10 protein-coding genes and 2 tRNA genes are annotated in these 12,335 nt (G+C 60.0%); 9 read left to right on the top strand and 3 right to left on the bottom strand.

Going from position 1 to position 12,335, the window contains the following annotated elements:
• The first annotated feature begins 2 nt into the window (after nt 1-2).
• From ispE to ychF, 6 genes are all read left to right on the top strand, one after another.
• A complete protein-coding gene (ispE, locus tag BLU71_RS17315; RefSeq protein ID WP_064362119.1) occupies nt 3-854 on the top strand; it encodes a 4-(cytidine 5'-diphospho)-2-C-methyl-D-erythritol kinase in 852 nt (283 codons plus the stop codon).
• Between the two features lie 37 nt (nt 855-891).
• A tRNA-Gln gene (locus BLU71_RS17320) sits at nt 892-966 on the top strand.
• Nucleotides 967-1,011: 45 nt separating this feature from the next.
• Nucleotides 1,012-1,953 (top strand): ribose-phosphate pyrophosphokinase, encoded by a 942-nt coding sequence (locus BLU71_RS17325; RefSeq protein ID WP_003171603.1) that lies wholly within the window; start codon nt 1,012-1,014, stop codon nt 1,951-1,953.
• Nucleotides 1,954-2,094: 141 nt separating this feature from the next.
• Complete coding sequence (locus BLU71_RS17330; protein ID WP_064362118.1) at nt 2,095-2,697, top strand: 50S ribosomal protein L25/general stress protein Ctc; 603 nt, start codon at nt 2,095-2,097, stop codon at nt 2,695-2,697.
• A 171-nt stretch (nt 2,698-2,868) separates the two neighbouring features.
• On the top strand, nt 2,869-3,453 hold the full coding sequence (gene pth, locus BLU71_RS17335) for an aminoacyl-tRNA hydrolase (protein ID WP_042609697.1): 585 nt from the start codon (nt 2,869-2,871) through the stop codon (nt 3,451-3,453).
• A 22-nt stretch (nt 3,454-3,475) separates the two neighbouring features.
• Nucleotides 3,476-4,576, top strand: a complete 1,101-nt coding sequence (ychF, locus tag BLU71_RS17340) for a redox-regulated ATPase YchF (RefSeq protein ID WP_016773202.1) — start codon at nt 3,476-3,478, stop codon at nt 4,574-4,576.
• Between the two features lie 187 nt (nt 4,577-4,763).
• Here the strand turns inward: ychF and BLU71_RS17345 are convergent, their stop codons facing one another.
• Nucleotides 4,764-5,981 carry an MFS transporter gene (locus tag BLU71_RS17345; RefSeq protein ID WP_065616587.1) on the bottom strand — a complete coding sequence of 406 codons (1,218 nt, stop codon included), beginning with the start codon at nt 5,979-5,981 and terminating at the stop codon, nt 4,764-4,766.
• A 436-nt stretch (nt 5,982-6,417) separates the two neighbouring features.
• Here BLU71_RS17345 and BLU71_RS17350 point away from each other — a divergent pair, with 436 nt between their 5' ends.
• The 3 genes from BLU71_RS17350 (at nt 6,418) to ggt (ending at nt 10,799) form a co-directional block, all read left to right on the top strand.
• A complete protein-coding gene (locus BLU71_RS17350) occupies nt 6,418-8,475 on the top strand; it encodes a methyl-accepting chemotaxis protein (RefSeq protein ID WP_083353565.1) in 2,058 nt (685 codons plus the stop codon).
• Nucleotides 8,476-8,590: 115 nt separating this feature from the next.
• Nucleotides 8,591-8,667: transfer RNA gene (locus BLU71_RS17355), tRNA-Met, on the top strand.
• A gap of 299 nt (nt 8,668-8,966) precedes the next feature.
• Nucleotides 8,967-10,799, top strand: coding sequence for a gamma-glutamyltransferase (gene ggt / locus BLU71_RS17360; protein ID WP_083353566.1), 1,833 nt, complete (start codon nt 8,967-8,969; stop codon nt 10,797-10,799).
• Nucleotides 10,800-10,870: 71 nt separating this feature from the next.
• On the opposite strand, the gene BLU71_RS17365 is transcribed toward ggt, so the two are convergent.
• Nucleotides 10,871-11,503, bottom strand: a complete 633-nt coding sequence (locus tag BLU71_RS17365; RefSeq protein ID WP_083353567.1) for a LysE family translocator — start codon at nt 11,501-11,503, stop codon at nt 10,871-10,873.
• 73 nt (nt 11,504-11,576) lie between these two features.
• A complete protein-coding gene (locus BLU71_RS17370) occupies nt 11,577-12,176 on the bottom strand; it encodes a flavin reductase family protein (RefSeq protein ID WP_083353568.1) in 600 nt (199 codons plus the stop codon).
• Between the last annotated feature and the right edge of the window lie 159 nt (nt 12,177-12,335).

Raw genomic sequence — 12,335 nt, forward strand, 5'->3', positions numbered from 1 at the left:
GCATGACCGCTGCACGCCTGACCCTGCCCTCACCGGCCAAACTCAATTTGATGCTGCATATTCTCGGCCGCCGTGAAGACGGTTATCACGAGTTGCAGACGCTGTTTCAGTTCCTCGACTACGGCGATGAAATCACTTTCGCCGTGCGCGATGACGGCGCGATCCAGTTGCACACCGAGTTCGCCGGCGTGCCCCACGACAGCAACCTGATCGTGCGCGCGGCGAAAATGCTGCAGCAACAATCCGCCTGCTCGCTTGGCATCGACATCTGGATCGACAAAGTCCTGCCCATGGGCGGCGGCATCGGCGGCGGCAGTTCGAACGCGGCGACGACTTTGCTTGGCCTCAACCATCTCTGGCAGTTGGGCTGGGATGAAGATCGCCTGGCGGCGCTGGGCTTGTCACTGGGTGCCGACGTGCCGGTTTTCGTCCGTGGCCATGCGGCGTTTGCCGAGGGTGTCGGCGAGAAACTGACCCCGGTCGACCCCGAAGAACCGTGGTATCTGGTACTCGTGCCGCAAGTCTCTGTTAGTACGGCAGAAATTTTTTCCGATCCTTTGTTGACACGTAACACACCGCCCATTAAAGTGCGCCCCGTTCCCGAGGGAAACAGTCGAAATGACTGCTTGCCGGTGGTTGCAAGGCGTTATCCAGAGGTACGTAACGCATTGGATTTGTTAGGTAAATTTACCGAAGCAAAGCTCACCGGAACTGGAAGTTGTGTGTTTGGGGGCTTCCCAAGCAAAGCTGAAGCTGATAAAGTCTCGGCCCTTCTGACAGAGACCCTTACAGGGTTTGTAGCGAAAGGAAGCAACGTTTCGATGTTGCATCGCAAGCTGCAAAGTCTGCTCTAAAGGAATCAAGTGCCCGGCACTTGAAAGCAACAGATACAGGGGCGTCGCCAAGCGGTAAGGCAGCAGGTTTTGATCCTGCCATGCGTTGGTTCGAATCCAGCCGCCCCTGCCATTTTCTCTACTCATCCAGGTTACCCTCAGCCTCTAGGTACTGCGCGTGTCCAAGATGATGGTCTTTACGGGGAATGCCAACCCCGATCTGGCTCGGCGTGTCGTACGTCAGCTGCATATCCCTCTCGGTGACATCTCTGTCGGCAAGTTTTCCGACGGCGAAATCACAGCCGAGATCAATGAAAACGTTCGCGGTAAAGACGTCTTCATTATTCAGCCGACCTGCGCTCCGACCAACGATAACCTGATGGAACTGGTAGTGATGGCTGACGCCTTCCGCCGCTCCTCGGCTACTCGTATCACTGCTGTTATTCCTTATTTTGGTTATGCCCGTCAGGATCGCCGTCCGCGTTCCGCACGTGTGGCCATCAGCGCGAAAGTCGTCGCTGACATGCTTACCGTAGTCGGCATCGACCGTGTTCTCACGGTTGATCTGCATGCTGACCAGATTCAGGGCTTCTTCGATATTCCGGTAGATAACATCTACGGCTCCCCGGTTCTGGTGGATGACATTGAAGATCAGCGCTTCGAAAACCTGATGATCGTGTCCCCGGACATTGGTGGCGTCGTGCGTGCACGGGCCGTTGCCAAATCCCTGGGCGTCGATCTCGGGATCATCGACAAACGCCGTGAGAAAGCCAATCACTCTGAAGTGATGCATATCATCGGTGATGTCGAAGGGCGTACCTGTATTCTCGTCGATGACATGGTCGATACCGCCGGCACCCTGTGCCACGCGGCCAAGGCCCTGAAAGAGCATGGCGCAGCCAAGGTCTTTGCCTACTGCACACACCCTGTGCTGTCGGGCCGGGCCATCGAGAATATCGAAAATTCCGTGCTGGACGAGCTGGTGGTCACTAACACCATCCCGCTGTCCGCTGCAGCACAAGCCTGTGCACGTATCCGTCAACTGGATATCGCACCGGTTGTTGCCGAAGCGGTTCGCCGCATCAGCAATGAAGAATCGATCAGCGCGATGTTCCGTTAAGGGCCCTGCCCTTCACGAAATGTCTCGTTGACGAAAAGCGCCCCGCCCCGGCATTCCTGTCGGGGCGGGGCTTTTTTGCCCATACCGTGTTCGGCGCTGGTCGCAAACGCCACTCGGTCATGGCTATTTTGGAGATACAAAATGAACGATTTTACTCTGAATGCTGAAGTGCGTTCCGACCTGGGGAAAGGTGCGAGCCGCCGCCTGCGTCGTCTCGCAAGCCTGGTTCCAGCTGTAGTTTACGGTGGCGACAAAGCCCCTGAATCCATCAGCATGCTGGCCAAGGAAGTTGCCAAACTGCTCGAAAACGAAGCGGCTTACAGCCACATCATCGAGCTGAACGTTGGTGGCACCAAGCAGAACGTCATCATCAAGGCTCTGCAGCGTCACCCGGCCAAAGGCCACGTGATGCACGCTGACTTCGTACGCGTTGTTGCCGGCCAGAAACTGACCGCCATCGTGCCTGTGCACTTTGTTGGCGAAGAAGCTCCGGTCAAGAAAGGCGGCGAAGTTTCGCACGTTATTGCCGAGATCGAAGTTTCCTGCCTGCCAAAAGATCTGCCTGAGTTCATCGAAGTCGACCTGTCGAAAGCAGAAATCGGCACCATCATTCACCTGTCGGACCTCAAAGCTCCTAAAGGTGTTGAGTTCGTTGCTCTGGCACACGGCGATGACAAGGCTGTTGCCAACGTCCACGCTCCACGTGTTGCTCCAGAAGCTACCGAAGAAGGCGCAGCAGAGTAATTCACTCTGTCATGCCTGAGTGAGCAAGTAACATCGCGGACTGGAACGTAGCGAGAAAGCGGGCGAGAACGCGGAGTTTACATCCATGGTAAATGAGCATTTTTCGTCCACTTTCGCCGCTTTCCCTGATCGCGGCGATGTTACTCACCACTCAAAGGAAGGGCCCCTATCGTGACTGCCATCAAACTGATCGTTGGCCTGGGAAATCCAGGCGCCGAATACGACCAGACCCGGCATAACGCAGGGGCCCTTTTTGTTGAGCGCATCGCCCACGCACAGAATGTGAATCTCGTGGCCGATCGCAAATATTTCGGCCTGACCGGGCGCTATTCGCATCAGGGTCAGGATGTTCGTCTGCTGATTCCCACCACTTACATGAACCGCAGCGGCCAGGCCGTGGCGGCACTCGCCGGTTTCTTCCGCATCCAGCCTGAAGAAATCCTCGTGGCGCATGACGAACTCGACCTGCCTCCGGGCGTTGCCAAGCTCAAGCAGGGCGGCGGCCATGGCGGTCACAACGGGTTGCGCGACATCATTGCGCAACTGGGCAATCAGAATACGTTCTACCGCCTGCGGCTTGGCATTGGCCACCCGGGCGTCGCCAGTATGGTTTCAAATTTCGTCCTGGGTCGTGCGCCACGCGCCGAACAGGAAAAACTCGATGCCAGCATCGACTTTGCCCTCGGCGTGCTGCCGGATATCCTCGCCGGGGAATGGAACCGCGCGATGAAAAACCTGCACAGCCAGAAGGCCTGACTTTTACCCGAGGGGAAACACCATGGGATTCAATTGCGGCATCGTCGGCCTGCCTAACGTCGGCAAGTCCACCCTGTTCAACGCCCTGACCAAATCCGGTATCGCGGCGGAGAACTTCCCCTTCTGCACCATCGAGCCGAACAGCGGCATCGTGCCGATGCCGGATCCACGTCTGGAAGCTCTGGCGGCCATCGTCAATCCAAAACGCATCCTGCCGACCACCATGGAATTCGTCGACATCGCCGGCCTCGTTGCCGGTGCCTCGAAAGGTGAAGGCCTGGGCAACAAGTTCCTCGCCAACATCCGCGAGACCGACGCGATCGCTCACGTCGTGCGCTGCTTCGAAGACGACAACGTGATCCACGTGTCCAACAGCGTCGACCCGAAACGCGACATCGAAATCATCGACCTGGAACTGATCTTCGCCGACCTCGACAGCTGCGAGAAGCAACTGCAGAAAGTCGCGCGCAACGCCAAGGGTGGTGACAAGGACGCCGTGGTTCAGAAGGCTCTGCTCGAGCAACTGATCGCGCACTTCACCGAAGCCAAGCCCGCGCGCAGCCTGATGAAGAACATGAGCGCGGATGAAAAAGCCGTGATCAAGGGCTTCCACCTGCTGACCACCAAACCGGTCATGTACATCGCCAACGTCGCTGAAGACGGTTTCGAGAACAACCCGCACCTGGACGTGGTCAAGGCCATCGCCGAAGAAGAAGGCGCCATGGTCGTTCCGGTGTGCAACAAGATCGAAGCGGAAATCGCCGAGCTCGATGACGGCGAAGAGAAGGACATGTTCCTCGAGGCCCTGGGCCTGGAAGAGCCAGGCCTGAACCGCGTGATCCGCGCCGGCTACGAAATGCTCCACCTGCAGACCTACTTCACCGCCGGTGTCGAAGAAGTCCGCGCGTGGACCGTCAAGGTCGGCGCCACCGCACCTCAGGCTGCCGGCGTGATCCACACCGACTTCGAAAAAGGCTTCATCCGCGCCGAAGTGATCGCCTACAACGACTTCATCCAGTACAAGGGCGAAGCCGGTGCCAAAGAAGCCGGCAAATGGCGCCTGGAAGGCAAGGATTACATCGTCAAGGACGGCGACGTGATGCACTTCCGCTTCAACGTCTGAGCAACAGCCGCACACGAAAAAGCCGCGTTTGATACGCGGCTTTTTTGTGCCTGAAATATTTTCCGCCACACCACCAATCCCCTGTAGGAGTGAGCCTGCTCGCGATAGCGGAGTGTCAGTCAATTCAACCGTAACTGACACACCACCATCGCGAGCAGGCTCACTCCTACAATGGTAAATGTGTGAATCAGTGCTTTTTGGTACGCGGCAAGAAGATCGCCAACACACCAAACAACGGCAGGAACGAGCACAGGAAATACACATACTCAATCCCGTGCACATCCGCCAGATGCCCGAGCAGCGCCGCGCCAATCCCGCCGAAACCAAACATCAGGCCGAAGAAAATCCCGGCAATCATCCCGACATTCCCCGGCACCAGTTCCTGCGCGTACACCACGATCGCCGAGAATGCCGAGGCCAGAATGAAGCCGATCACCACGCTGAGAATACTGGTCCAGAACAGATCGACATGCGGCAGGATCAGGGTGAACGGCGCGACGCCGAGGATGGAAAACCAGATCACTGCCTTGCGCCCGATCTTGTCGCCAATCGGCCCGCCGAAGAACGTCCCCGCCGCCACTGCGCCCAGGAAGAGGAACAGGTGCAATTGCGAGCTGGCCACCGACAGGTCGAACTTCTCGATCAGGTAGAAGGTGAAGTAGCTGGTGAAGCTGGCCATGTAGAAATACTTGGAGAACACCAGCAGCCCCAGCACCACCAGCGCACTCGTCACCCTGCCCTTCGACAAACCGTGCGTCGCGGCTTGACCGGCCTTGAGCTTGAACAGGTTCAGATGGATGGCGTACCAACGGCTGATGCGGTACAGCACGAACAGCGCAAACACCGCGAACAGACCGAACCACGCCACATTGCCCTGGCCGAATGGAATGATGATCGCCGCCGCCAACAAAGGGCCGAACGCGGAACCGGCATTGCCGCCGACCTGGAACGTCGATTGCGCCAGACCAAAGCGCCCGCCCGAGGCTAGCCGCGCAACCCGCGAGGCTTCCGGGTGAAAGGTCGATGAGCCAATACCAATCAGCGCCGCTGCCAGCAGAATCAACGGAAAGCTGCCGACCACCGACATCATCAGAATGCCGATCAAGGTACACACGGTCCCCGCCGGCAAAAGCCACGGTTTCGGGTGGCGATCAGTGTGATAGCCAACCCACGGCTGTAACAGCGACGCGGTCAACTGGAAGGTCAAGGTGATGAGGCCGACCTGGGTGAACGTCAGGCCATAGTTGGCCTTGAGCATCGGGTAGATCGACGGTAGCACCGACTGGATCAGGTCGTTGATCAAATGCGCCAGCGCCACCGCGCCAATGATGCGCATCACCAGTGGACTGCTTTGAGGAGCAGCGGTCGCCGAGGCAGCGGCGTTCTGAACGTTGCTGATAGCCATGGAAAATTCCGGACAGCAGATGGGTGCCCGCAGGCAGGTGCGTCAATGTGCCATTTTTCGGTGCGCCAGCGCTATCCCCTTAGCCAGCTAACTAAGTGATTGACGACTGATCACCGTGTAGGAGCTGCCGAAGGCTGCGATCTTTTGATCTTGCTTTTAACAATCAAAGGCAAAAGATCGCAGCCTTCGGCAGCTCCTACGGGGGGCCGTTCAAAGAGAAAGTGATAGCGCAACGCCATGGTCTGAATCTTGCCTTGCTTCTACCCTTGAACACGATCGCCTTACAAAGGCGCTCGACAATGGGAAGTTTCGCTACAGAGCCGGCCTACAGAGCGGGCGAGGGTGAACTTTCGAGGCCTTTTAGAGGGCACGGGTCGCGGCGCAAAAGCTCGCGATGCACGCCAATGGTGCGTGGTGTCCAGAGGAGTCATGAGGCATGCAGGCTTTCCTTTCACCGGGGATCAAATTGCTGGGGCGGTTTGGCTTCGCTGGTAAATTCCAGTTGTTGTTTCTGCTGTTCATTCTGCCGTTGGCCGGCAGCCTGTTGATGATCGGCCATGATTATCGCGAGAAGCTCAACCTGATCGCCGGCGAGCGTACCGGCGTGGGTCAATTGCTTGCGCTGGATGCGCTGGACAACCTGCTCGCCGCTCAACGTGACCGCGCCGCCCGCTGGCGCGCCACCGAGACCAACCGTCAGCCGACACCGGCCACCCTCGCAGCAATGGCAGCATTCGACGGCGTGCAACCGGCGGTACTGCAAGCCACCACGGAGCTGAGCAATGCGCTGAATCAGCAAGGCGCCGAGGGTCAAATTCTCGCTCGCTACCAAGCATTGCAAACCGCGCTCAATGGCCTGGACTCGAAAAGCCTCAGCAGCGTCGGTTGGTGGCCGGACGGTTACGACCGTTTCACCAATGCCCTGGGCGCGCTGCAAGCGTTGCGCGAGCAGATCGTCATGGACAATCGCCTGACCCTCGCGCCGTGGCTGAAAACCTACCTGCTGACGCAGATTTCCACGCAGCACGCGCCGGACCTGATCGAGCGGGTCGGGCGTCTCGCGGCGGTCGGTCAGGCCTCAGTCGTCTCCGGCCAGTTCACCCTGCAGAGCCGCTTGCAGTTGCGCGACCTGCGCAGCCGCATCGGCGACGCCCGCGAGCAACTGGTGAAAACCGCCGGCCTGCTGGAGGCGCGTCTGCCAGTCGAGCTGCAAGCCTGGGCTGACCAGTATCACGACAGCCTGAAACACCTCGACGGCGGCCTGAAAGTCCTCGACGACGGCGTTTTCGGCGGCAGCATCAACCTCAAGCCGGAAGACTTCGAACGCAGCCTCGACGCGTTGCTCAGCGACCTCGCCTCGCTGCGCCAGCAGTCGCTGGTGGCGCTGGATCAACGGCTCGATGCCTATTACAGCTCGGCGATCCGCCAGTTCATGGTTGTCGCGGCAATTTTCGGATGCCTGCTGTTGGCGGCGCTGTACCTGTTCGTCTGCCTGCAAGCCTCGATCCGCCGCAGCGCCAGCGGCATCACCCTGCTCGCCGAAGCTTTGCGCGACGGCAACCTGAGCCTGCAAGTGCCGGTGGTGGGCCGCGATGAGCTGGCGGCGATCAGCACTGCGCTCAACGTCGCCGTGGTGCAACTGCGCAGCAGCATGCTCGGCGTCGACCACGAGACCTCGCAGCTGAGCAACGCGGTGCGTAGCCTCAACCAACACTCCAGCGGCGCCCTAGGTGAAGTCGAGGCGCAGCAGTTGCAGATCAGCCAGATCGCCGCTGCCGCCACGCAATTGGCCGCCACCTCGCAAGGCGTCGCGCAGAGTTGCGAACAGGCCTCAGGCAGCGCCCAGCACACCCGGCGCATCGCCGCCGACAGCAGCCGCGACAGCCAGCGCACCACGGCAAGCATTCAGCAACTCAATCAGCGGCTGAACGACACCGCCGCCGCGCTCGGCCGGGTCAGCGAGCAAGGCCAACAGATTCAACTGGTGGTCGACACCATCCGTGGCGTCGCAGAGCAGACCAACCTGCTCGCACTCAATGCCGCCATCGAAGCCGCCCGCGCCGGGGAACAGGGTCGCGGTTTTGCCGTGGTCGCTGACGAGGTGCGCAGCCTCTCGCAACGCACGCAATCGTCCACCGCGCAAATCGCCGGCACCGTCGACAGCCTGCGCGCCACGGTCAACGAAGCCGTGAGCCTGATGGAGGCCGCCTGCGGCCAGGCCCAGTCGGATGCCGAAGCGGTCACCGGACTCGGCGAACGCCTGGGCGAAATCGCCAGCGCCGTACAAAGCGTCACCGACACCCTGGCGCAGATCGCCACGGCGGTTGAAGAACAGGCCACCACCGCCGATGAAGTCAGCGGCAATATTCAGCAAGTCGATCAGGCAGCGATGCGTTTGCTTGAAGGCGCACGCGCGGTGAACCTCGCGGCGGATACCTTGAGCCAGGGCAGCGATGCCCTGAGCGCCAATACCGCCAGATTCCAGCTACGCTGACGCCCTTCACGCCCCCGATTTTCGGGGCCCGAGGATAAGCGGTTGAAAACAGGAAGAAATATTTTCGATTTACGCTTGACGCTTTGCCAATTCAGGGGAATAATGCGCGCCACTTGGCTACATAGCTCAGTTGGTTAGAGCATAGCATTCATAATGCTGGGGTCCGGGGTTCAAGTCCCTGTGTAGCCACCAAGTACTAAAAACGGCTTACCGAAAGGTAGGCCGTTTTTTTATGCCTTGAGAAAAGTTGCGCTTTGCTTCACTCGTAAACTACCGCTTACCTCAGCGGATCAATGGCGCGCATCCCAACAGAAAAACTCCGCGGGGATCGCTTTCGCGAGCAGGCTCGCTCCCACAAGGGCATCGTTTTCGGCCAATCGATTGGCGCCGCCGCTGAGCGGGGGGGGGCAGTAATCCCCACCCGGTTTGCACACCGCCGGCCTGCTAGATAAAGTCCCCTAGACTTTTACCCCCACGGACGGAGAGCCCGCGTGTTTCCAGCCCAGCCCTTGAGCCGCTTTCGCCTGCCAGCCCTGACACTGCTTGTCAGCGCCCTGACCCTCACCGCATGCAACGCCCCGCCCTCTTCTTCCTTGCCGCTGGCACCGGAAGCCGCTTCCGGTTACCGCACTGATCTGCAAACCCGTCACGCCGATAAACACATGGCCGCTGCTGCCAATCCGCTGGCGGCTGAAGCCGGGCGGGAAATGTTGCGTCAGGGTGGTTCGGCGATTGATGCGGCGATTGCGATGCAGGCGGTGTTGACGCTGGTTGAGCCGCAGTCTTCCGGGATCGGTGGCGGGGCGATGATTGTGTTGTGGGATGGCAAGCAGGTGCGCACCTATGACGGCCGCGAAACCGCGCCGTCCGGGGCCACCGAGGAGCTGTTCCTGAAGACTGATGGTAAACCGATGGCCTTCACGCAAGCGCAGATCGGCGGGCGATCGGTCGGTACGCCGGGGGTGTTGCGCGCGCTGGAGCTGGCGCATCGACAACATGGTCGCCTGCCCTGGGCGAAGTTGTTTGAGCCGGCGATCGAACTGGCCAAGCAAGGCTTTGCGATTTCCCCGCGTCTGCATTCGCTGCTGACCGCCGACCCACTAATACGCCAGTCGCCAGACATGGCCGCGTACTTTCTCAATGACGATGGCAGCGTCAAAGCTGTCGGCACGCGCCTGCAGAACCCGAAGTTGGCCGCCGTGCTCAAACGCATCGCCAGCGAAGGGGCCGACGCGCTGTACAAAGGCCCGATCGCCGAAGAAATTGTCGCCAAGGTTCAACAGCACGCCAACCCAGGCAGCCTGTCGCTCAGCGATTTGCAGCGCTATCAGGCCAAGGAACGCGCGCCGCTGTGTACCGATTACAAACGCTGGCAGGTCTGCGGCATGCCGCCGCCGTCGTCGGGAGGGATCGCCGTGGCGCAGATTCTCGGCACGTTGCAGGCGCTGGAAACTCGCGACCCACGCCTGTCACTTACCCCGCTCAAACCAGTGCAAACCAATAAGCCGGCCGGCATCGAACCGAATCCGCAAGCGGTGCATCTGATTGCCGAGGCCGAACGCCTGGCCTATGCCGACCGCGCGCAATACGTCGCCGACACCGACTTCGTCCCGGTGCCGGTAAAAGGGTTGCTCGATCCGGCCTATCTGGCCAGCCGCGCCAGTCTGATCGGCGAACGCAGCATGGGCAGCGCCAGACCGGGTACACCGCCGGGCGTGCAGGTGGCCTACGCACCGGATCGCTCGCCGCTGCGCATCTCGACCTCGCAAGTGGTGGCGGTGGATGACCTCGGCGGCGCCGTGTCGATGACCACCACCATCGAAGCCGCGTTCGGCTCGCACCTGATGGTTCAGGGTTTTCTGCTGAACAACCAGATGACCGACTTCTCGTTCATCCCCGAAGAGAACGGGCAGAAAGTCGCCAACCGCGTCGAACCGGGGAAACGCCCACGCTCGTCGATGGCGCCGACGCTGATCTTTGATCGCAACACTGGCGAATTTGTCGCCACGGTCGGCTCGCCCGGCGGTTCGCAAATCATCGAATACGTCGCCAAAACCACTATCGGCCTGCTCGACTGGAATCTCGACGCGCAAAGTGCGATCAACCTGCCCAACTTCGGCAGCCGCAACGGCCCGACCGAACTGGAACAGGGACAGTTCAGCCCGGCGCTGATTCAGGCGTTGAAAGACAAAGGCCACACGGTCAGTGAAATCGACATGACCAGCGGCACCCAAGCGATCGTGCGGGTGAAGGATGCGCAAGGCAAAGCGACGTTGACGGGGGGAGCCGATCCTCGGCGTGAGGGAGAAGCGTTGGGGGATTGAGTATTACGAAGTGGGGAGAAAAGGCTTACCGGGAGGTAAGTTTTTTCTCCTCACGGCTACTGTCTTATCGATCAGCGATTCGCCACCAAATGCACCCCAAACAGCAAATAGCACCCACCTGCCAACCGATCCAGCCACTGGCGTGACCGCTCGTAGACACCGGCAACCCGACGGCTGGCGAAGAACAGGGCGACGCTGCAATACCAGCTGAACGACAGCGTGGCCATGGTCAGCACGGCCAGCGCCAGCAGGAGCGGCGGTACGTGGGCCGGCATGGCGGTGGCGAAGATGGTGGCGACGAACAGTGCCGATTTCGGGTTGGTCATGTTGCCGAGGAAACCGCGAGCGTAGACGCCGAAATAAGTCTGCCGGGGCGCAGCCGGCGTACCCGGGGCAATCGCAGCCTTGCGCTTGAATTGCTTCACTCCCAGATAAATCAGGTAGCAACCGCCGGCAATCTTGAAGCCCAGATAGAGGGTCGGCGCGGCGCTGAACAGCGTCTTGATTCCCAAGCCGCCGGCAAGGCCCCACAACACCGTGCCGGTGGCCACGCCCAGCGCAGCCACCACGCCATGTCGGCGCGAGTGACTGGCCGCGAGTTGCGCGATGTTGAAGAAATTCGGCCCGGGCGTGACCACCGCCACTGTCCACAACAGCGTAAGCGACAGCAAAGGGGCCAGATATCCGGCAACAGAAACGTCCATGAGCGTTGCGCCTGTCAGGTGAAATGAGACGTCTACCTTGCTACATCCGCTGACGGTTTTCCATCAACACCCGTTAAACCGCAAGCGTCTTGCCGTCCACTCCATCCCCAATCTTCAGGAAATGCCCGCCCGCAACATGATGCAGCGTGCGCAATCCATCCTGCCCTTCGAAATGCCAGCGCCCATCGCTGAACACACGCTCGTCCGCCTGGGCGGCTATGACTTCGGCGAGGAACAGGTCGTATTGCTCGTGATTGCGCGGCTCCGGCAGCAGGCGGCATTCGAGCCAGGCGACACAGCCTTCCAGCAACGGCGCTTCAATGTGTTCGCCTGCGAAGGTGTGCAGGCCATACGCCTGAAACTTGTCCTTCCCCTGATCGCGGGTGATTTCCAGGCCGGACGTGTTGCCGACGGTTTGCACGATATCGGCCTGATTGACGCACGGCACATTCAGCACAAAGGTGCCGGAGGCTTCGAGCAACTGGCGGGTCCAGGTGGATTTGTCGAGGACGACGGCGACTTTCGGCGGTTCGAAATCCAGCGGCATGGCCCAGGCGGCGGCCATGATATTGCGTTGCCCGTCGTGAGCGGCACTGACGAGAACGGTCGGCCCGTGATTGAGCAGGCGATAGGCTTTGTTCAGGGGTACCGGACGGCGGTGGGAGTCGCTCATGGGATCTGCTCCGGGGGAAAAGGAGCCGATTGTAGCGTTGTCACTGGAGAATCACAGAACCTGTAGGAGTGAGCCAGCTCGCGATAACGGTCTGCCAGTCAACATCAATGTTGAATGTCAGACCGCTATCGCGAGCAGGCTCACTCCTATAAGGGAACG

The organism is Pseudomonas moraviensis (assembly GCF_900105805.1).
GTDB classification, from domain to species: Bacteria; Pseudomonadota; Gammaproteobacteria; order Pseudomonadales; family Pseudomonadaceae; genus Aquipseudomonas; species Aquipseudomonas moraviensis_A.